The sequence below is a fragment of the Cellulosimicrobium sp. NPDC057862 genome, from assembly GCF_042797035.1.
Classification (GTDB): Bacteria; Actinomycetota; Actinomycetes; order Actinomycetales; family Cellulomonadaceae; genus Cellulosimicrobium.
Genome location: NZ_JBHVMH010000007.1, coordinates 57831 through 76640, shown reverse-complemented (window position 1 = coordinate 76640; position 18810 = coordinate 57831). Strand labels below are relative to the sequence as shown.

Sequence of the window (18810 nt, the reverse complement as noted above, 5' to 3'; positions counted from 1 at the left end):
TGAGGGTCATCTGCAGCACGAGCACCCGCTCACCTCCGCGGCTGGGAAGTCGACACCGACACCCTGCGAGGCCGCACATGACCTCTGCCGCAGTGCGCCCGGGCTTCCGGGCCACCCGCCCCCGCACCGACGAGCCGGGCGCCGTCACCAGCACCTACAGCGCGCTGTCGCGCACCGTGCGCGACGCCGGTCTGCTCCACCGGACGCACGGCTACTACCTGTGGACCCTCGCCGTCCTGACGCTCGCGCTCGGCGGCGCCGTCGCCGGGTTCGTCCTCCTCGGCGACTCGTGGTTCCAGCTCCTGATCGCCGGGGCGCTCGGCCTGATCTTCACCCAGTTCGCGTTCGTCGCCCACGAGGCGTCGCACCGACAGGTCTTCGCGTCCGGCCCGGCGAACGACCGCCTGGGTCGCACCCTCGCGAACGGCGTCGTGGGGATCAGCCACTCGTGGTGGATGAACAAGCACACGCGCCACCACGCGAACCCCAACCAGCGCGGCAAGGACCCGGACATCGCCCCGGACGTCGTCGTCTTCCTCGACGAGGACGCGGCAGCCGCGAAGGGCTTCCGGGCCGTGATCAACCGGTACCAGGGCTGGCTGTTCTTCCCGCTGCTCACGCTCGAGGGTCTCAACCTGCACGTCCAGGCGTACCGCTCGCTCCTCGCGGGCGGCCGGACGCGCGGCAACCTCCGGGCCCGGGTCGGCGAGCTCGTGATCCTCACGCTGCGTCTGTCGCTCTACGTGGGCGCGATCTTCTGGTTCCTGCCGCTGGGCATGGCGTTCGCGTTCCTCGGCGTGCAGCTCGCCGTGTTCGGCGTCTACATGGGGGCGTCGTTCGCGCCGAACCACAAGGGCATGGCGATCATCCCCGAGAACACGAAGATCGACTTCCTCTCAAAGCAGGTCCTCACGTCGCGCAACATCCGCGGCGGCTGGTGGATGAACATCCTCATGGGCGGGCTCAACTTCCAGATCGAGCACCACCTGTTCCCGAGCATGCCGCGGCCCCACCTCGCGCGGGCGCGCGAGATCGTGCGCGAGCACTGCGCGAACCTCGGCCTGCCCTACACCGAGACGAGCCTCGTGCAGTCCTACGGCATCGTCGTGCGGTACCTCAACCGTGTCGGGCTCTCCGCGCGCGACCCGTTCGACTGCCCGATGTTCCGCCAGCTCCGCAAGGTCTGACCGCCGCCGGGGCTCGCCGCCGGGCCGGGCTGGCCCGACGGCGTGCGCCCGGGTCAGGCCGACGCCGCGTGCCCGTGCCGCCAGTACCCGACGAAGTCGACGTGCGTCTTGGGCACGCCGCGGTCGTTGACGAGGTGGCGGCGCACCCCGGTCGCGAGCGTCGACTCCCCCACCGCGTACGCGTAGACGGGCCCGGACGGCAGGTCGGCCGACCGCACGGCCTCGAGCGCCAGCGCGCCGGGCAGGAGCTCGTGCGGGTCCGTGCCCGCGGGCGCCGCGCCCTCGCGCACGACCCAGCGGAGCTCGACACCCGCCGGCACGCGGAAGTCCTGCGCGTCCGCCGCCTCGGGGATCTCGACGATCGCGAGGCCGCGCGCGTCGTCGGGCAGCGACTCGCAGATGCCCGCGACCGCGGGCAGCCCGGTCTCGTCGGCGACGACGAGAGTCCAGTCGTGCGGGACGCGCGGGTTGTAGCCGACCCCCTGGTCGAGCAGGCCGACGCGGTCCCCCGGCTGCGCGGACAGCGCGAACGACGACGCGGGCCCGGCGTCGCCGTGGACGACGAAGTCGACGTCGATCTCCCGCAGGTCGGGCCGCGCGGCGCGCACCGTGTAGTTGCGGACCCAGGGCCGGCGCGCCTTGGGCGTCGCGAGGTACTGGACGTACCACATGCCCGAGGTGCGCGTGGGCAGGCGCAGGGAGTCCTGGTCGTCACGCGCCAGGAACATCCGGAACCACTGGTCGAAGCCCATGGGCGTGAAGAGGTCCGTGTCCTCGCCGCCGAGCGTCACCCGCACGACGTTGGGGCTCACCCGCTTGCTGCCGACCACGCTCAGCGTGACGACGTGCGCGTCGGCGGGCTTGACCATCTTGAAGGTGGCCACCAGCGGCTCCTCGGGGTGCGGCCCGGGCCGGCCGGGCGAACGGCGGCCCCGCGAGCACGGAACCGTAGGCAAGGCTAGCCTCACCTCGCGCGCGCGTCGATGTGGTCGATCCCACAGGCCGCACGCCCCTCCTCCGCCCGGGGACGCCGTCGTCCGGTGTCATGCTCGGGGCGTGGAGCTCCCCGTCGCCTGGTCCGTCGTCCTGCTCGTCACCGCCGCGTGGAACCTGCTCATCTGGCCGCGGTTCCTCCAGCGCATCGCCAAGGACCCGCGCGCGCGTGACGCCGACGGACGCGCGACGCGCTTCCTCACGGTGCACGTCGTGCTCGTCGCGGTCTCGCTCGTGCTGGCCCTGGCGGTCGGGGTGCTCGGCCTCCTCACGCTCGTCTGAGCCCGGCCAGCCGCTCCGGGTTCCGGAAGAGCAGGACGCGCACGACGCGCTCCCCGTCGTACTCGACGGTCGCGCCCATGGCGGGCTCCCCGTCGACGGTCCACACGCCGCCCAGCGCGCCGTTGACGAGCGCGGGCTCGAAGGCCATCGCGGTCGTCTCGGGCTTCGCCGAGAGACCCACGAGCATCCGCGCCACCTTGTCCGCTCCCGTCACGGGCCGCAGGGCCGCGCGCGCCTTGCCGCCGCCGTCGCTCACCACGACGACGTCCGGCGCGAGGATCTCGACGAGCGCGGTCGTGTCCCCCGTCGCGCACGCGGCCATGAACCGCTCGACGGCGGCACGCTGCGCGTCGTCGGGCGGCGTGAACCGCGGGCGCCGCGCCCGCACGTGCTCGCGCGCGCGGTGCGCGGTCTGGCGCACGGCCTCGGGCGAACGGTCGAGGCCCTCGGCGATCTCGTCGTACGGGACGTCGAACACCTCGCGCAGCACGAACACGGCACGCTCGAGCGGGCTCAACGTCTCCAGCACGACCAGCAGCGCCATCGACACGTCCTCCGCGCGCTCGACCTGCAGCGCGGCGTCCGGCGACGTGAGGAGCGGGTCGGGCAGCCACGACCCCACGTACGTCTCGCGCCGCCTTCGCAGCGCGCGCAGACGGTCGAGCGCGAGCCGGGTCGTGACGCGCACGAGGTAGGCGCGCGGGTCCAGGACGCCGGAGCGGTCCGCCGCCGACCAGCGCAGCCAGGCCTCCTGGACCACGTCCTCGGCGTCCGCGGCGGAGCCCGTCATCTCGTACGCGACCGTGAAGAGCAGGCGACGGTGCACCGTGAACGGCGCGAGGGCCGGACCGGGACCGCGAGGGTCCGCGACGCCGTCAGACGGTCGGTGCCCGGCGCTCTCGCTCACCTCGCCAGCCTGCCAGCCGTGCCCGCCGCGCGCAGCCCGCCGGCGAGCGGGACCTCGCACCGGTCGCTGAAGCCCTGGCTGGACAGGCCGAGGGCGGCGTTGATCCGGCTGCGCAGGTTCTCCAGCGCGACGAGAGCCGTGAGCTCGACGAACGCGGGCTCGCCCAGGTCGTCGACCAGCGCGGCCGCGAGCTCGTCCGTCACCGTCGGCGGGGTCCCGGTCGCCGCCTCGGCGTACTCGAGCACGCGCCGCTCGACGGCGGTGTACGCGTCGCTCTCGCGCCACGCGGGCACGTCGTGGAGCTTGCGGGGATCGACGTCGCCGTGCTCCGACTCCCAGTAGCCGAAGTCGACGCACCACGAGCAGCCGATCTGCACCGCGGACGCCATCACCGCGAGCGCCGAGAGCGTCGGGTCGAGCGTCCGCCAGCGCGCGACGCCGGCTTCGAGGACGCAGTACGTCGTCGCGACGCGCGGGTTGTGCCCGACGGCGGCGAGCGGCTCGAGCACGGCGCCGTACCGGCGTCGCGAGAGCGTGGCGAGGGTGCGGTTGAGCAGGGTCCGGGGCGGGTCGAGCGAGATGCGGGCCACGAGGGTCTCCTTCCGTCAACCGGCGCGGTGCGCGCCGGTCGTGCGCGGGGTCGACCATCCAGACGCCTGCCGCGCGCCGAGCGTGACGTGGACCCGCGTGACCTGCGTCACGGCCGGTGGGCGCGCTTCTCGTTGCCGCGCCGGTAGTTCCCCGTCGCCCGGGCGAGCAGGAGCTGGACCTCGCCCTCGTCGTCGCGCGCCTCGGCCCGTTCCAGGGCGGCGGCGAGCCGGCCGGCTGCGGCCCCCGTGACCGTGACGACGACGCGCCCGCCGCGCCCGACCCGGACGCGCCCGTCCTGGGTCACCTGGTGGTCGAACGGGTCGGGGAACGGGTCAGGAAGGGTGCGGTCGCTCGCCATCCCGCCACGCTAGGGCGCGTCGGACGGGACGCGCACGGTCTTTCGCCCGGCGTGCGGCCGCACGAGGTTCGCGAGCGGCGAGTAGCGCGGCACCCAGCGCGCGAGGGCCGCCGCGGACCCCGCGCCGAGCACCGACGTCGCCCAGACCCCGGCCGCGAGCGACCCCAGCGCGGCCCCGGCCGAGAGCACGAGGGGCCCGAGCGCGTCGCCCGTGTCCTGGAAGAGGCGCCACACGCTGAGGAAGGTCGGGCGCACCTCTGCGGGTGCGACGTCGGCCCCGAGCGTCATGACGATGCCCGACCCCATCCCGTTGCCGACCCCGAGCAGCGCCGCGACGACCGTCACCGCGGCCACCGTGTGGGCGAAGGGCAGGAGCGCGAGCCCGGCGGCCATGGTGAGCATCGACGGCACGGCGACCCAGAGGCGCCCGAACCGGTCCATGACCTTGCCCGCCGGGTAGAACAGCAGCATGTCGAGCGCGCCGGAGACGCCGAAGATCAGCGACGTCACCTCCGCGTCCAGCCCGAGATGCTCGCCCCAGAGCGGGATGACGGTCTGGCGCGCCCCGCGCACGGCGCTCACGAGGAGGATCGCGACGCCGAGCGTCGCGAAGAGGCGCCGGTGCTCGCGCGCCACGCGGGCGATGGTCACCCGCGGTCCCGTCGCGGCGCCGCGACCGCGCGTGCGCACGCGGCCCGGCTCGTCCTGCGCCGTCGGCTCCGGGCGCACGACGGCGAGCACCGCCACCGCGGCCAGCGCCGCCCCGGCGCCGAGCCAGTAGGCGCCGCGCACGTCCGTCGCCGCGATGACGGCCGCCCCCGCGAACGGGCCGAGGAACAGCCCGATGCGGTGCACGCCGGCGAGCGTGGACAGGACGCGCGCCCGCCGCAGGGGCGGCGTGATCTCCGTGAGGTAGGCCTGGCGGGCGAGGTTGAAGACGGCGGTCGACGCGCCCAGGGCGAGGACGCCGGCCGCCAGTCCCCCGAGGTTCGGGCTGAGCGCGATCGTCGCGAACGCGACCACGGCGACGCCGCCCGCGAGCAGCATGGCCGCCCGGTCGCCGATCCGCTGCGCGAGGGCCCCGGCCGGGAGGTCGAACAGGATCTTGCCGATCGGGACGAGCGCGGCGACGAGGCCCGCGACCGTGAGGCTCGCCCCGCGCCCGGTCGCGGTGACCGCGACGACGGGCAGCATCGCCCCGATGCCGATCTCGAGGACGAGCGTCGGGACGAACGCGCCGAGGACGACGCTGCGCAGGGGGAAGAGCGGCGCGTCGGTGCCCGCGGGGGCGGTCACCGCACCTCCGCCACGGCCTCGACGCCCTGCCGCTCGCCGTCGGGTCGCGCGACCTCGACGCCCCGGCACGAGGGCGCGTCGGCGAGGAGCTCGAGGAGCTGGGGCGCCGCCGAGGCCCCGCTGGCCCAGCGGCCCGTCACCACGGAGACGACCCAGCTCGGCGCACCGGCCTCGGGCAGCGCGAGCGTGACGAGACGCGCCGCCTGGGGCTTCGCCGCGACGTGGCGCGGGACGAGCGCGATCCCGAGGCCCCGGTCGACGAGCTCGAGCAGCGTGTGCACGTCGTTGACCGAGCACCGCACGCGGCGGTGCACGCCGTGCGCGGCGCACGTGGCGTCGTTGACGGGACGCGCGCCCCACGACGGGTCGAAGTCGACGAACTCCTGGCCGGACAGGTCGGACCAGTCCACCCGCCCGCGGGCGGCGAGCGGGTGCTCGGGCGCGCACACGAGCACGAGCGGCTCGCTGCCCAGCACGGTCTGCGAGAGCGACCCCAGGTGCTCGGTGGTCGCGACGAACGCGACGTCGAGGTCGCCCTCGCGCACGCGCGCGAGAAGGTCGTGGGAGCCGGCCTGCGCGAAGTGGATCTCCACCTGGGGATAGCGGCGGTGGAAGCGTTCGAGCAGCGTGGTGACGTCGAGGACGCCGAGGCACTGCTCCGAGCCGACGCGCAGCGAGCCGGACAGCGCGCGCGTCGCGCGGACCACCGCGTCGCGACCGGCGGCCGCCTGCGCGAGCATGGAGCGTGCGTGCGGCAGCAGCGCCAGCCCTGCCTCGGTGGGCTCGACGCGGCGCGTCGTGCGCGTGAACAGGCTCGCGCCGAGCTCCTCCTCGAGGCTGCGGACCGCGGCGGACAGGCCCGACTGGGAGACGCCGACGAGCTGTGCCGCGCGGGTGAACTGGCGCTCGTCCGCGAGCGCGACGAGGTACTCCATCTGCCGCAGATCCATTGATGACTCGCTCTTCTGTATGTGACAACCGCTAGTCGTTGGACTTCTAGGTTACTCGTTCCTACGCTCGGGACGTCCGGCCGTGACGCCCGCACCGGCGTCGTCCCGGCCGGCGACGACCCCTTTCTATCCTCCGACCCGCGAGGGAGACCCCATGCAGCAGCGCACTCTCGGATCCCGGACAGTCTCCGCGATCGGACTCGGCGGCATGCCGATGTCGATCGAGGGGCGACCGGACGAGGCCCGGTCCGTCGCGACGATCCACGCAGCGCTCGACGCCGGCGTCACGTTGATCGACACGGCCGACGCCTACCACCTGCACGCCGACGAGGTCGGGCACAACGAGGAGCTGATCGCCCGCGCGCTGCGCTCGTACGGCGGCGACACGTCCGACGTCCTCGTCGCGACCAAGGGCGGCCACCTGCGCCCCGGCGACGGCACCTGGACCCGCAACGGCGACCCGACCTACCTCAAGCAGGCCGCGAAGGAGTCGGCGCGCCGGCTCGGCGTCGACGCGATCGGCCTCTACCAGTTCCACCGCCCCGACCCCGAGGTCCCCTACACCGACTCGGTCGGCGCGCTCGTCGAGCTGCTCGACGAGGGCGTGATCCAGCAGGCCGGGATCTCGAACGCGGACGTCGCGCAGATCGACCTCGCGCACGAGCTCCTCGGCGGGCGCCTCGCGTCGGTGCAGAACCAGTTCTCGCCGCGCTTCCGCTCGAGCCAGGGCGAGCTCGAGCACTGCGCGGCGCTGGGCGTCGCGTTCCTGCCGTGGAGCCCGCTCGGCGGGATCGCGAACGCCGCGGAGCTCGGCGCACGCCACGCCGTCTTCCAGGACGTCGCCGACGCCCACGGCGTGAGCGTCTACCAGGTCACGCTCGCGTGGGAGCTCGCGCTCGCGCCCGTCGTGATCCCCATCCCCGGCGCCTCGCGGCCCGGGTCGATCGTCGACTCTGCGGGCGCCGCGGACGTCGTCCTCACCCCCGGGGAGGTCGCGCGGCTCTCCGCCGCGTGACCTCCACCGAGTCCCCACCAGCGAAGGAGCTCACCGGTGAAGACCTTCACCCTCCCCGGCACCGACCTCGTCGTCCCGGACGTCGTGCTCGGCCTCATGCGCATCCAGGACAAGACCGACGACGAGGTCCGCACGCTCGTGCGCACGGCCCGCGACGCCGGCATCACGTTCCTCGACCACGCCGACGTGTACGGCACCGACCTGCACGGCTGCGAGCGCCGGTTCGCCGAGGCGATCGACCTCTCCCCCTCCGAGCGCGCGGAGTGGGTCATCCAGTCCAAGGCCGGGATCGTGCGCGAGGGCCCGTACTTCGACTTCTCCTCCGAGCACCTCGTCGCGTCCGTCGAGGGCTCGCTCGACGCGCTGCGCACGGACTACCTCGACATCCTCCTGCTGCACCGGCCCGACGCCCTCGTCGAGCCCGAGGAGGTCGCGCGCGCGTTCTCCGAGCTGCACGCGGCGGGCAAGGTGCGCGCGTTCGGGGTGTCCAACCACACGCCCGGCCAGATCGAGCTGCTGCGCCGGTACGTGGAGCAGCCGATCGTCGCGAACCAGCTCCAGCTCTCGATCACGCACGCGCCGATCGTCGCGCAGGGGGTCGCGTCGAACATGCAGGGCCTGGACCAGTCGATCAGCCGCGACAGCGGGATCCTCGACTACTGCCGCCTGCACGACATCACGGTCCAGGCGTGGTCGCCGTTCCAGGCGGGATTCTTCACCGGCGTCTTCCTCGGCTCGGAGGAGTACCCCGAGCTCAACGCCGTGATCGACCGCCTCGCCGCCCGGTACGACGTCCCGCCCATCGCGATCGCGACCGCCTGGATCACGCGGCACCCGGCGCGGATGCAGGTCGTGCTCGGCACGACGAGCCCCGAGCGGGTGGCGGGCGCGGCCCTCGGCTCGGAGGTGCCGCTCACGCGCCCGGAGTGGTACGAGCTGTTCCGCGCCGCGGGCTACACCGTCCCCTGACGAGCGCGCCCGGACGGCTGGTGTCGGAGGTCACGCACCGGCCGTCCGGGCCGCCCCACGGGGCGGTCTAGGCTCGTCCCGTGGCGACCTTCTCGGCAGTGACCCGGCAGCACATCCTCCAGGCGATCGCGGACTGGGACGACCGGGGCCGGGACGCGTTCCTCGGGGTCTACGGGTTCACCGCGACCCCCGGCACCCCCCTCCTCCACGACGACCGCGCGTACGACGCCCAGGCGATCCTCGGCGTCGCGCACCGGTACGCGACCGGCCGCGTCGCGACCGCCGAGGAGTTCCGCAGCAGCCCCGTGAGCGTCGCGGAACTGCTGCGCAAGCGCGGCTTCGACGTGCCGGGCGCGGCTCCCGCGGCGCCGGCGCCCGCACGTCGGACCGCGGCGAAGGCCGCGACCGCACCCCGCAGCCCCCGCAAGACGACGCCGCGTGCCTCTGAGCCCGAGAAGCCGCCGGCCGTGTGCCCCACGTGCTTCACGGTGCTGCCCGCGACGGGCATCTGCGACGACTGCGGCTGACCGGGTCTCCCCCAGCGCACGACGAGGGGCGCCGTCCGGACGGACGGCGCCCCTCGTCGTGCTGCGAGTGCCCGTGAGGGCCGCGGGCGACCGGGTCAGTTGACCTCGGACGGGTGCGCGCTCACGCGGCCCGAGCCGTCGCCGGTGTCGAGGGCGTCGATCGCCGCGACCTCGTCGGCCGTGAGCTCGAAGCCGAAGAGGTCGAAGTTCTCCGCCATGCGCTCCTTGCGCGACGACTTGGGGAAGACGATGAAGCCGCGCTGCAGGTGCCAGTGCAGGACCGCCTGGGCAGGCGTCACGCCGTGCGCGGCCGCGGCGTCGACGACGGCCTGCCTCTCGAACAGCGGGTACTTGCCCTGGCCGAGCGGGCCCCACGCCTCGATCTTCATGCCGTTCGCGTCGGCCCACGCGAGCACGTCGCGCTGCTGATAGGCCGGGTGCAGCTCGATCTGGTCGACGGCGGGGACCACGCCCGTGTCCGCGACGATCCGGTCGAGGTGCTCGGACAGGTGGTTGGAGACGCCGATCGAGCGTGCCAGGCCGGCGTCGCGGATCTCGATGAGCTTCGCCCACGCGTTCGTGTACTGGTCCTGGGCGGGCGCCGGCCAGTGCGTGAGGTACAGGTCGACGTGGTCGAGGCCGAGCTTGTCCAGGCTCTCGCGGATCGCGTCGTGCGGCTGCTCGCCGGACTGGCGGTCGTTCCAGAGCTTGGTCGTGACGAAGAGCTCGTCGCGCGGGACACCGCTCTTGGCGATCGCGGCGCCGACGCCCTCCTCGTTGCGGTAGATCGCGGCCGTGTCGATGTGGCGGTAGCCGACCTCGAGGGCCTCGCTCACGGCCTTCTCCGCCTCGTCCGGTGGGACGAGGAAGACGCCGAAGCCGAGCTGGGGGATGGTGTGACCGGAGTTGAGCGTCACGGTCGGGACAGAGGGAACGGTCATGTCCTCCAGCCTAGGAACGGGCCGCCCAGGCGTCCAACGACTACGAGCCATGCGACTCAGCGCTCGCGCTCATGAGTCCCTGACCTGCACGGCGAGATCCGGGCTGGACTTTGTAGATCACGGTTTGGTTACATGGGCGCGGTCCTGACCACGAACGAACCGGAGCGCACCATGTCCCGAGGCCGCCACAGCGCCGCCCCCGCAGCGCCCGCGCGCTCCCTCCGGCTCCCTGCCCTGCCGTCGTTCCCGGCGCTCCCTGCGCGCGCCCTCAAGCTCCCGGCGCTCGCGCTCGTCGGGCTGCTCGGCGCGGGCGTGGTCGGCGCGGGCCCCCAGCCCGCCGAGGGGAACCCCGACCTCGCGCCGCTGAGCGTCGAGCCCGCGTCCGGGGCCGGGTCGACCGTGGAGCGCGGCACGGGCGCCGCCAGCCGCTCCGCCGAGCGCGCCGCTCCCCCGGCGGCGACACGGGAGTCCCCGCTCGTCGAGACCGCGGCGAAGATCACCGTGGTCCCCGCCGCCGAGGTCGCCCCGCCCGCCCCGGTCGTCCCCGTCGCCACGGGCCAGCTCTGGACCACCGACGCCGTCAACGTCCGCACCGGGCCGTCGGCCGACGCCGGACGCGTCGCGACCGCCGCGTTCGCCACCGCCGTCGACGTCACCGGCGCCACCGAGGGCGAGTGGAGCCAGATCGTCTGGGACGGTGCCGCGGCCTGGATCAAGTCGAGCTTCCTCGCGGACTCCCAGCCCGAGGCGCCGGCGGCGACCGCCGCGAGCGGCGGCGGGTCGAGCGCGAGCGGCATCTCCGACGCCGCCTGCTCGGTGAGCTCCGGGATCGAGTCGTCGCTCCAGTCCAACGCCCGTGCGGTGTACCGGGCGGTGTGCGCGATCTTCCCGCAGGTGACCTCCTACGGCGGGATCCGCCCGGGCGACAGCGGCGACCACGGCACCGGCCGCGCCCTGGACATCATGATCACGGGCGAGACGGGCTGGGAGATCGCCCGCTACCTCCAGGCCAACGCCGGGGCGCTGGGGATCACCTACCTCATCTACCAGCAGCAGATCTGGATGGCCGGAGACCCCGCGAGCGCGTGGTCCGGCATGGAGGACCGCGGCGGCACGACCGCGAACCACTTCGACCACGTGCACGTCAGCACGTCGTAGGTCCGCGCGTCACGGCACGACGTTGGAGTACAGCCTCCTGCCAAGACCCTCCACGTCCGACCCGTCGCGGGTCAGGCCCACGTAGCCGCTGCGCTCGACGACGAAGACGTCGGACGGGACCGCGGCCGTCAGCCGCGACACCCAGGAGCGCTCGTGGCGGAGCGCGACCACCTGGACGCCCTCGGCGACCAGTCGCAGCACCACGTCGACGAGACCGGGGTGGGCGGGCAGCGGAACAGGCGCGTCCTCGTCGTCGTACCCGGCGTCCCCAGGGGCCGACCCGCCCGAGAGCTTGAGCGAACGCAGGTGCGGCATGCGGGTGAGGAACGCCGCGTCGGCGCCGTCGAGGCTCAGCGACAGCCGTTCGACGGCAGTGTCCCGCAGCACCGTGAGATCCGCGCCCCGGGTCGTCCCGACCAGGTGCAGCTCCGTGAGCGCGGGCAGCTGCGCCAGTGCGTCGACGCCCGTGACGCCGGGGGTACCGGAGCCGTCGGCGACGTTCACGTGCAGCCGCCGGAGCGCGGTGCACTCCGCCAGCGGCGCGAGGTCCGCGCGCCCGGTGAGGACCATGCCGAGGCCCGTGAGTCCCGGCACCGCCCCGATGCCCTCGACGGTCGAGCACGCACCGAGCTGGAGCATGGCACGCCCGGGCCGGAACATCGTCGCGGCGAACTCCCGCCGGTCGAACTCTCCCCACGCGCGGTGCAGCTCTGCGAGCTCGACGTCGGGATAGCCGTCGCGTGCGTACCCGGCGAGCACGTCGAGCGCCGCCGGGGTGGCCATGGTCCCCAGCGCGCGGAGGGCGACCCGCCGCTCGGCCGCCCGCTGCCCCGGGCGCTCGGCGAACCACCGGGGGTCTGCGCCGGGGTGCGCGGCGAGCCACCTCCCCACCTGCGCCACCTTCTCGGGGAGCGCCGGGACGTCGTCCCCGGTGGGCGCAGGCGGCGATCCGGGAGCGTCGCGTGACGCGGGAGCACCCGGCGAGGCAGGTGCGGACCCTAGCGCCGCCGCGTGCCTCGCGGCCGCCCGGCGGATGGTCGCGATCTTCGGAGCGCCCCGCTCCGCCGTCTCGGCCGGGATCCGGTCGAGGACGGTCACGTCGGCCCGGGCCGCGAGCGCGAGGAGCGCCCAGAGCGCCCGCGCGTCGAGAGCCCCCGCGAGGCTCGACGCGTCGAGACCGGCGACCGCTCCGAGATCCGGGTCCTCGAACACCCGCAGCGCCGCACGCTCCAGCGCGGGGTCGCTCGGGAGGCGCGCGGCGCCCTTGATGGCGTTCGGCTGGTTCGAGTACCCGTCGAACCGAGCCAGCAGCTGCTCGGCGCGTGCTGCGCCGACGGCGTCCGCCAGCACGGCGAGGGCGTCTGTCGAACCCGGCATGCGAGCCTCCGCTTTCCGTCGGGACCCCCGGCCGCCGGACGGCAGGACCGGCGGGGCCGACCCTACCGAGCCACGCCTCGCGGCCGCCGAGACGCGCCGAGCAGGAGAGAGCGAGAGCCACGTCCCGACGCAGCGCGGAGACGACGAAAGCGGGGCGCCGATGAACGACGCCCCGCTTCGATCCGGTGGAGCTGAGGGGACTCGAACCCCTGACCCCCTGCATGCCATGCAGGTGCGCTACCAGCTGCGCCACAGCCCCGTGGATCTGCGAAGATCCTGGTCAAACACTGGATGAACACTCCCCCGGCCGGTTTCCCGTCCTGCGGAGCGTCGCTAGTCTACGCAGAAACCGGCTCCAGATTCCAATCCGGTCCCGCGTTCCACTCGTCGAGCGGGAACCCGGCCCCGACGTTGTGGGCCACGAGACGCCACGCGGGCGTCGCGGCGGGCGCGGAGCGGTGCAGGTGGGACCAGTGGACGTTGTGCAGGCCGGAGATCCCGCGCCAGCCCTCCGGGTCCAGCCCGAGCAGCGCGGTCACGGCGAGCGTGATCGCCGCGCCGTGGGACACGACGACGAGGGTGTCGTCCTGCTCGAGCGCCTCGACGTGCTCGGTGACGGCCTCCACGAGGCGCGCGGCGACGGCGGCCTTGGTCTCGGCGCCCGCGCGCGTGGGCTCCTCGCCCCGGCGCCACGCCGCGTACTCCTCCGGCCACCGCTCGGCGATCTCCGGGCCTGTCAGGCCCTCCCACTCCCCGAAGCCGCGCTCGCGCAGCCGCGGGTCGAGCTGGACCTCCGCGCCGATCGCACCGGCGTACGCGCGCGCGGTGTCGGCGGCACGCACGAGGTCGGACGCGACGACGTGCGTCGCGCGGTGCGCGCTCGCGAGCGCCTTCGCGCCGCGCTCGGCCTGCCACTGCCCGACGCCGTCGAGCGGGATGTCGACCTGGCCCTGGAGGCGCATCGCGGCGTTGTACGCCGTCCGGCCGTGACGCAGGAGGACGAGCGTGCCGGCGGTCACGCCAGGGGCTCCCCCGAGAGGCGGATGGCGCCGTCGCCGCGGGTCGTGTCGTCGGCGTCGTCGGCCGTGCCGTCGCCGCCGCGCGCGTCCTCGGGGAGCTCGACGACGGGGCAGTCCTTCCACAGGCGCTCGAGCGCGTAGTAGACGCGGTCCTCGGCGTGCTGCACGTGCACGACGACGTCGCCGAAGTCGATGAGGACCCAGCGGGCCTCCTGCTTGCCCTCGCGACGGATCGGCTTGGACCCCGCCTTGTACATCGCCTCCTCGACCGCGTCGACGATCGCCGAGACCTGGCGCTCGCTCGACCCGGACGCGATGAGGAACACGTCCGTGAGGACGAGCTGCTCGCTCACGTCGAGTGCGATGATCTCCTCGGCCTTGCGGTCGGACGCCGCCCGCGCCGCGATGACGGCGAGCTCTACGGCTCGTTCGGTGGCAGTCACGTGTCTCCGTTCGTGGGGCGGCCGCTCAGCGGCCGGTGTCGAGGGTGCCGGGGTCGTCCCACGTCGACACGGCGGTCGCCGAGTCGCTCGTGTCCTCGGTGGCGAGACCCGGGTCGTCGCGCGAGACGAGCGTCCACACGAGCAGGCCGAGGACGAACGCCACGGCGACGAGGATGAGGTAGTGCAGCCACGTGTACGAGGGGCCGCGCGGCTCGTCGTCGAAGTCGTCGTCCGCCTCGTCGTCGAGCTCGTCCGCGCGGGCGCGCACACGGGGGAAGAGGTCGTCGGACGGGCCGCTCGCGGCGGCGGGCGCCGCAGCCGACTCGCGCACGCCGCCGAAGGGCGAGGCGGGCTCGCGGCCCGCGCTCGCCGGCTCGGGCGCCGACCCGGACGTGATCGCCGACCACGGGAGCGCGGCTCCCGGGGCCTCGGCGGGCGGCGCCGCAGCGGTGGGCCGCGCGGCAGCGGGCGTGCGCTCGGGCGCGGGCGCCGCGGTCGCACCCCACGGCGACGGGGCGGGTGCCGGAGCAGGTGTGGCGGGAGGCGCGGCAGGTGCGGCTGCCGGAGCCGAGAAGGCCGACAGCCGCTGCGGCTGGGCGGGCGGCGCCTCGGGTGCTTCGACCCGACCGACGGGCGCAGACCCGAACCCACCCACGGGTGCGGACGGGGTCGGGGGCCGGACGGGGCCGGTGGCGCCCGGCGTGGCGGGCCGCGGCGTGCCCGCAGGGGGGCGGGAGCTCGTGCGCGTCGGCACGACGGGGGTCGGCGCCGGCGGGCGGATCGCGACGCGCTCCGCGGTCTCCTGCACCGGGGTGAGCCGGCCCGTCTCGTCGAGGCCGCGCATGCCGCCCGAGGCGGCGGGCGGGCGGACGACGGACGGCTGCGACGGGTAGTCCGTCGGGCCGGTCGTCTCGCGCAGGGTGCGGCGCGACGGCGGCGGGGTCGCCGGAGCGGCGGGCCGCGCCGGGGCAGGCTGCTGCCACCCACCGGCGCCGGGCGCCGGGGCGGGTGGAGGCGTGCCAGGCTGCGCGGACCGCTCGGCCGCCGCCGCCTGCTCGCGCTCGCGCATCTCGCGCCGCGTGAGGGGGCGGACGGGCTGCATGTTGCTGCCGTTGTCACTCATCGTGCTGACCTCGATACAAACCGTGCTTGGCGATGTACTGGACCACGCCGTCCGGAACCAGGTACCACACCGGCTGGCCCGCCTCCGCACGCCGACGGCAGTCCGTCGACGAGATGGCGAGGGCCGGGACCTCGAGCATTGTGACCACGCCCGGAGGCAGACCCTCGACGCTCAGGCTGTGGCCCGGGCGGGAGACAGCCACGAAGTGTGCCATCTTCCACAGCTCGTCGGCATCCTTCCAGGTCAGGATCTGCTCGATCGCGTCCGCACCCGTGATGAAGAACAGCTCCGCGTCCGGACGCGCGGCCCGCAGGTCGCGCAGCGTGTCGACCGTGAAGGTCAGTCCCGGCCGGTCGACGTCGACCCGGCTCACCGTGAACCGCGGGTTCGAGGCGGTCGCGATGACCGTCATGAGGTACCGGTGCTCGGCCGGGCTGACGCTCTGGTGCTGCTTGAACGACGGCTTGCCCGTGGGGACGAACACGACCTCGTCGAGGTCGAACCGCGCCGCGGCCTCGCTCGCCGCGACGAGGTGGCCGTGGTGGATGGGGTCGAACGTGCCACCCATCACCCCCAGGCGGGGACGGCGCGGGCTCATCGGGACGTCATCGGTCGCGGGCGCTTCCGTCGTTCGCTACCGGTCAGTGCCGCGTGCCGACGCTGCGGAACGCGTAGGTCACGAGCAGCAGGGCCACGAGCCCGCCGAACCCGAGCAGCCCGTAGGCGAGCGGCGGGATGGGCAGGTGCGACGCGGCCTCGGCGCCTTCCTCGGCGGCCAGCACGACGGCAGAGATCACGACGTCCTCCTCGAAGGTCGTCCCCGGGGCGGACGGTGTCGTGCCGCGGTCCGGGGTGGTGCGGTGGATCGGTACGCCTGCCGGGACCGGCCCGACGGCGGACCGGACGGGCTCCGGTCGCCGACCAGTCTCTCACGACCGCCCGGCGGCCTGGTCCGGCAGGTATCAGGTACTTGCCGACGAACCGCTCGTCACGGACGAACGTGACCGTCGCCGTGCACGACCCATTTCGTCGTCGTGAGCTCGGCGAGCCCCATGGGGCCGCGGGCGTGGAGCTTCTGCGTCGAGATGCCGATCTCCGCGCCGAGGCCGAACTGGCCGCCGTCGGTGAACCGCGTCGAGGCGTTGACCATGATCGCCGCGGAGTCGAGCTCCGCGACGAACCGCTCCGAGGACGCGAGGTCCTGCGTGACGATCGCCTCGGTGTGCCCGGACGTCCACGTGCGGACGTGGTCGATCGCGGCGTCGAGGTCGTCGACGACGCGCACGGCGATCTCCGGCGCGAGGTACTCGGTCGCCCAGTCCTCGTCGGTGGCCGCGAGCACCTCGGTGCCGGCGGGCGCGAGGCCGGCCGTGCGGTCGTCGCCGTGCACCACGACGCCCGCCGCGGCGAGCGCGGCGAGGGCGGCGGGCAGGAAGTCGGGTGCGGCGTCCGCGTGGACCAGGAGCGTCTCCGCGGCGTTGCACACGCCCACACGCTGCGTCTTGGCGTTGAGCAGGATCTCGAGCGCCATGGCCCGGTCCGCGCTCGCGTCGACGTACACGTGGACGTTGCCGACGCCGGTCTCGATGACGGGCACGGTCGACTCGCGCACCACGGTGCGGATGAGGTCGGCCCCGCCGCGCGGCACGAGCACGTCGACGAGCCCGCGCGCGTGCATGAGCGCGACGGCGCCCGGCCGCCCGTGGCGGTCGATCGACTGCACGAGGTCGCCGGGCAGGCCCTGCGCCTCGAGCGCGCGGGCGAGCACGCCCACGATCACCTCGTTGGAGCTCGCCGCGGCGGACCCGCCGCGCAGGATCACGGCGTTGCCGCTCTTCAGCGCGAGCCCCGCGGCGTCGACCGTCACGTTCGGCCGCGCCTCGTAGATCATGCCGACGACGCCCATGGGCACGCGCAGCTGGCGCAGGCGCAGCCCGTTCGGCAGCGTCGAGCCGCGCACGACCTCACCGACCGGGTCCGGCAGGCTCGCGAGGGCGCGCAGCGCGTCGGCGATCGCGGCGATGCGCGGGCCGTCGAGCGCGAGCCGGTCGAGCAGGCCCTCGCTCATCCCGTTCGCGCGCTCGCGCTCGAGGTCGACGGCGTTCGCGGCCACGATCTCGTCCGTCGCCTCGACGAGCGCGTCGGCGAGCGCGAGGAGAGCGGCGTCCTTGGTCGCGCGCGTGGCCGTGGCCAGCGTGCGCGAGGCGACCTTGGCGCGGCGCGCGACGTCCTCGACGGCGGTGGCGACGTCGGGCGCGGTACCCGCTGCGGCTGGACCGGCGGGCTGGGGCTCGGCGGCGCCCGCGACGACGGGCGCGTCCTCGGTGGTGGTCATGGACCGAGCCTACGTCGGTCGACGGTGCGTCGGGGGCGCCGTCCGACGGCCGGTCAGCGGGCCCGCTTGCGGACCAGGACGAGGTCGTCACGGTGCACGACCTCGCGGTCGTAGCCCTCGCCCAGCTCGGCCCGCAGCTCGCCCGTCGACCGGCCGAGGAGGTCCGGGATGTCGCGGGACTCGAACGCGACGAGCCCGCGGGCGACCACGCGCCCGTCCGACGTCACGAGCTCGACCGGGTCCCCGGCGTCGAACTCCCCCTCGACGGCCGTGACCCCCGCGGGGAGGAGCGACGCGCGCCCTCCCTGCACGGCCTTCACGGCGCCGTCGTCGAGGACGAGCCGGCCGCGCGTGCGCGCGGCGTGCGCGAGCCAGAGCCGACGGCGCGTCGTCCGCTTGCCGGTCGCCGCGAACCACGTCCCGACGGCGTCGCCCGCGAGCGCGGCGGCGGCGTTCTGCGCCTTCGTCAGCACGACGGGGATGCCGGTGCCGGTCGCGATGGAGACGGACTCGAGCTTGGTCAGCATCCCGCCGGTCCCGACCGCGCTCCCCCGGCCCGTGACCTCGACACCCTCGATGTCGGCAGCCGACCGCACCTCGGCGATCCTGCGCGTGCCGGGGCGCGACGGCGGTCCGTCGTAGAGCCCGTCGACGTCCGTGAGCAGGACCATCGCGTCGGCGCGCACGAGGTGGGAGACGAGCGCGGCGAGGCGGTCGTTGTCGCCGAACCGGATCTCGTCGGTCGCGACGGCGTCGTTCTCGTTGACGATCGGCACGACGCCGAGGTCGAGCAGCCTCTCGAGCGAGCGCTGGGCGTTGCGGTAGTGCCCGCGGCGCACGGTGTCCTCCGCGGTGAGCAGCACCTGCCCGACGCGCAGCCCGTGCCCCGCGAACGCCTCGGTGTAGCGAGCGACGAGCATGCCCTGCCCGACCGAGGCGGTCGCCTGCGCCGTCGCGAGGTCGCGCGGCCGGCTGGGGAGCCCCAGGGGCCCGATCCCCGCGGCGATCGCGCCGGACGTGACGAGCACGACCTGGCCGCCCGCCGCGCGTCGCGCCGCGAGGACGTCGACGAGCGCGCGCAGGGCGGTGAGGTCGAGGTGCCCGTCGGCGCCCGTGAGCGAGGACGAGCCGATCTTCACCACCACGCGGTGGGCGGAGGCGATCTCGGAGCGGGAGGACAGCGCGTTCACGCGTCCATCATCGCCGCCCGCCGCCCCCGGGCGCGCAGGATTTCACGGACCAGGACGCCCCGGACCGGCTGTGGGCATGGAATGGGCCCGGTCCCCACGTGGGGACCGGGCCCATTCCATTCCCACACCGGTCCCGCGGCAGTCCGCGA

21 protein-coding genes and 1 tRNA gene are annotated in these 18810 nt (G+C 74.6%); 6 read left to right on the top strand and 16 right to left on the bottom strand.

All coding sequences use genetic code 11. The annotated features are described in order from the left end of the window. The first annotated feature begins 77 nt into the window (after nucleotides 1-77). Entirely contained in the window at nucleotides 78-1187 is a 1110-nt protein-coding gene (locus ACFVN3_RS11025; RefSeq protein ID WP_378232867.1) for a fatty acid desaturase family protein, read from the top strand. 53 nt (nucleotides 1188-1240) lie between these two features. On the opposite strand, the gene ACFVN3_RS11020 is transcribed toward ACFVN3_RS11025, so the two are convergent. Then, on the bottom strand, nucleotides 1241-2071 hold the full coding sequence (locus ACFVN3_RS11020) for a siderophore-interacting protein (protein WP_378232866.1): 831 nt from the start codon (nucleotides 2069-2071) through the stop codon (nucleotides 1241-1243). A 172-nt stretch (nucleotides 2072-2243) separates the two neighbouring features. Between ACFVN3_RS11020 and ACFVN3_RS11015 the strand changes: the two genes are divergently transcribed. Beyond that, nucleotides 2244-2462 (top strand): SCO4848 family membrane protein, encoded by a 219-nt coding sequence (locus tag ACFVN3_RS11015; RefSeq protein ID WP_378232865.1) that lies wholly within the window; start codon nucleotides 2244-2246, stop codon nucleotides 2460-2462. Here the strand turns inward: ACFVN3_RS11015 and ACFVN3_RS11010 are convergent. The 5 genes from ACFVN3_RS11010 to ACFVN3_RS10990 all read right to left on the bottom strand — a co-directional run bounded on the left by ACFVN3_RS11010 (nucleotide 2449) and on the right by ACFVN3_RS10990 (nucleotide 6564). Then, nucleotides 2449-3369, bottom strand: a complete 921-nt coding sequence (locus tag ACFVN3_RS11010) for an RNA polymerase sigma-70 factor (protein ID WP_378232864.1) — start codon at nucleotides 3367-3369, stop codon at nucleotides 2449-2451. The genes ACFVN3_RS11015 and ACFVN3_RS11010 overlap by 14 nt on opposite strands. Continuing rightward, on the bottom strand, nucleotides 3366-3959 hold the full coding sequence (locus tag ACFVN3_RS11005) for a carboxymuconolactone decarboxylase family protein (protein ID WP_378232862.1): 594 nt from the start codon (nucleotides 3957-3959) through the stop codon (nucleotides 3366-3368). Before ACFVN3_RS11005 ends, ACFVN3_RS11010 begins: the two co-directional genes overlap by 4 nt. Nucleotides 3960-4066: 107 nt before the next feature. Beyond that, nucleotides 4067-4318 carry a hypothetical protein gene (locus ACFVN3_RS11000; protein WP_378232861.1) on the bottom strand — a complete coding sequence of 84 codons (252 nt, stop codon included), beginning with the start codon at nucleotides 4316-4318 and terminating at the stop codon, nucleotides 4067-4069. A gap of 9 nt (nucleotides 4319-4327) precedes the next feature. Further along, the gene (locus tag ACFVN3_RS10995; RefSeq protein ID WP_378232860.1) at nucleotides 4328-5614 is read right to left on the bottom strand and encodes an MFS transporter; all 1287 of its coding nucleotides are present in this window, start codon (nucleotides 5612-5614) and stop codon (nucleotides 4328-4330) included. Further along, entirely contained in the window at nucleotides 5611-6564 is a 954-nt protein-coding gene (locus tag ACFVN3_RS10990) for a LysR family transcriptional regulator (protein WP_378232859.1), read from the bottom strand. The genes ACFVN3_RS10995 and ACFVN3_RS10990 overlap by 4 nt, the downstream gene beginning before the upstream one ends. 154 nt (nucleotides 6565-6718) lie before the next feature. On the opposite strand from ACFVN3_RS10990, the gene ACFVN3_RS10985 reads away from it, so the two are divergent. From ACFVN3_RS10985 to ACFVN3_RS10975, 3 genes are all read left to right on the top strand, one after another. Then, nucleotides 6719-7579, top strand: coding sequence for an aldo/keto reductase (locus ACFVN3_RS10985; RefSeq protein WP_378232858.1), 861 nt, complete (start codon nucleotides 6719-6721; stop codon nucleotides 7577-7579). A 36-nt stretch (nucleotides 7580-7615) separates the two neighbouring features. Continuing rightward, the gene (locus tag ACFVN3_RS10980) at nucleotides 7616-8548 is read left to right on the top strand and encodes an aldo/keto reductase family oxidoreductase (RefSeq protein WP_378232857.1); all 933 of its coding nucleotides are present in this window, start codon (nucleotides 7616-7618) and stop codon (nucleotides 8546-8548) included. Between the two features lie 80 nt (nucleotides 8549-8628). Beyond that, nucleotides 8629-9075 carry a hypothetical protein gene (locus ACFVN3_RS10975; RefSeq protein WP_378232856.1) on the top strand — a complete coding sequence of 149 codons (447 nt, stop codon included), beginning with the start codon at nucleotides 8629-8631 and terminating at the stop codon, nucleotides 9073-9075. A gap of 95 nt (nucleotides 9076-9170) precedes the next feature. Here ACFVN3_RS10975 and ACFVN3_RS10970 read toward each other — a convergent pair whose 3' ends face one another. Continuing rightward, on the bottom strand, nucleotides 9171-10016 hold the full coding sequence (locus ACFVN3_RS10970; protein WP_378232855.1) for an aldo/keto reductase: 846 nt from the start codon (nucleotides 10014-10016) through the stop codon (nucleotides 9171-9173). Nucleotides 10017-10187: 171 nt separating this feature from the next. Between ACFVN3_RS10970 and ACFVN3_RS10965 the strand changes: the two genes are divergently transcribed. Next, nucleotides 10188-11174 (top strand): SH3 domain-containing protein, encoded by a 987-nt coding sequence (locus tag ACFVN3_RS10965; protein WP_378232854.1) that lies wholly within the window; start codon nucleotides 10188-10190, stop codon nucleotides 11172-11174. 9 nt (nucleotides 11175-11183) lie between these two features. On the opposite strand, the gene ACFVN3_RS10960 is transcribed toward ACFVN3_RS10965, so the two are convergent. The 9 genes from ACFVN3_RS10960 to proB form a co-directional block, all read right to left on the bottom strand. Further along, complete coding sequence (locus tag ACFVN3_RS10960; RefSeq protein ID WP_378232853.1) at nucleotides 11184-12551, bottom strand: hypothetical protein; 1368 nt, start codon at nucleotides 12549-12551, stop codon at nucleotides 11184-11186. A gap of 186 nt (nucleotides 12552-12737) precedes the next feature. Continuing rightward, a tRNA-Ala gene (locus ACFVN3_RS10955) sits at nucleotides 12738-12810 on the bottom strand. A 79-nt stretch (nucleotides 12811-12889) separates the two neighbouring features. Beyond that, nucleotides 12890-13570: a histidine phosphatase family protein gene (locus tag ACFVN3_RS10950; protein WP_378232852.1), complete on the bottom strand. Its 681-nt coding sequence runs from the start codon at nucleotides 13568-13570 to the stop codon at nucleotides 12890-12892. Further along, entirely contained in the window at nucleotides 13567-14013 is a 447-nt protein-coding gene (gene rsfS, locus ACFVN3_RS10945; RefSeq protein WP_378232851.1) for a ribosome silencing factor, read from the bottom strand. The genes ACFVN3_RS10950 and rsfS overlap by 4 nt, the downstream gene beginning before the upstream one ends. Nucleotides 14014-14038: 25 nt before the next feature. Next, the gene (locus ACFVN3_RS10940) at nucleotides 14039-15136 is read right to left on the bottom strand and encodes a hypothetical protein (RefSeq protein ID WP_378232849.1); all 1098 of its coding nucleotides are present in this window, start codon (nucleotides 15134-15136) and stop codon (nucleotides 14039-14041) included. After that, a complete protein-coding gene (gene nadD / locus ACFVN3_RS10935; RefSeq protein ID WP_047233692.1) occupies nucleotides 15129-15734 on the bottom strand; it encodes a nicotinate-nucleotide adenylyltransferase in 606 nt (201 codons plus the stop codon). Before nadD ends, ACFVN3_RS10940 begins: the two co-directional genes overlap by 8 nt. A 43-nt stretch (nucleotides 15735-15777) precedes the next feature. Beyond that, nucleotides 15778-15933: a hypothetical protein gene (locus ACFVN3_RS10930; protein ID WP_021483496.1), complete on the bottom strand. Its 156-nt coding sequence runs from the start codon at nucleotides 15931-15933 to the stop codon at nucleotides 15778-15780. Nucleotides 15934-16124: 191 nt separating this feature from the next. Continuing rightward, the gene (locus tag ACFVN3_RS10925; RefSeq protein ID WP_378232847.1) at nucleotides 16125-17471 is read right to left on the bottom strand and encodes a glutamate-5-semialdehyde dehydrogenase; all 1347 of its coding nucleotides are present in this window, start codon (nucleotides 17469-17471) and stop codon (nucleotides 16125-16127) included. Nucleotides 17472-17524: 53 nt separating this feature from the next. Beyond that, complete coding sequence (proB, locus tag ACFVN3_RS10920) at nucleotides 17525-18652, bottom strand: glutamate 5-kinase (protein ID WP_378232985.1); 1128 nt, start codon at nucleotides 18650-18652, stop codon at nucleotides 17525-17527. Nucleotides 18653-18810: the final 158 nt, after the last annotated feature.

What these genes read in the sequence shown, in the direction of transcription:
- ACFVN3_RS11025 (WP_378232867.1), top strand. Translation starts at nt 78, where the DNA reads ATGACCTCTGCCGCAGTGCGCCCGGGCTTCCGGGCCACCCGCCCCCGC.
- ACFVN3_RS11000 (WP_378232861.1), bottom strand. Translation starts at nt 4,318, where the DNA reads ATGGCGAGCGACCGCACCCTTCCTGACCCGTTCCCCGACCCGTTCGAC.
- ACFVN3_RS10990 (WP_378232859.1), bottom strand. Translation starts at nt 6,564, where the DNA reads ATGGATCTGCGGCAGATGGAGTACCTCGTCGCGCTCGCGGACGAGCGC.
- ACFVN3_RS10985 (WP_378232858.1), top strand. Translation starts at nt 6,719, where the DNA reads ATGCAGCAGCGCACTCTCGGATCCCGGACAGTCTCCGCGATCGGACTC.
- ACFVN3_RS10970 (WP_378232855.1), bottom strand. Translation starts at nt 10,016, where the DNA reads ATGACCGTTCCCTCTGTCCCGACCGTGACGCTCAACTCCGGTCACACC.
- ACFVN3_RS10965 (WP_378232854.1), top strand. Translation starts at nt 10,188, where the DNA reads ATGTCCCGAGGCCGCCACAGCGCCGCCCCCGCAGCGCCCGCGCGCTCC.
- ACFVN3_RS10960 (WP_378232853.1), bottom strand. Translation starts at nt 12,551, where the DNA reads ATGCCGGGTTCGACAGACGCCCTCGCCGTGCTGGCGGACGCCGTCGGC.
- ACFVN3_RS10940 (WP_378232849.1), bottom strand. Translation starts at nt 15,136, where the DNA reads ATGAGTGACAACGGCAGCAACATGCAGCCCGTCCGCCCCCTCACGCGG.
- nadD (WP_047233692.1), bottom strand. Translation starts at nt 15,734, where the DNA reads ATGAGCCCGCGCCGTCCCCGCCTGGGGGTGATGGGTGGCACGTTCGAC.
- ACFVN3_RS10925 (WP_378232847.1), bottom strand. Translation starts at nt 17,471, where the DNA reads ATGACCACCACCGAGGACGCGCCCGTCGTCGCGGGCGCCGCCGAGCCC.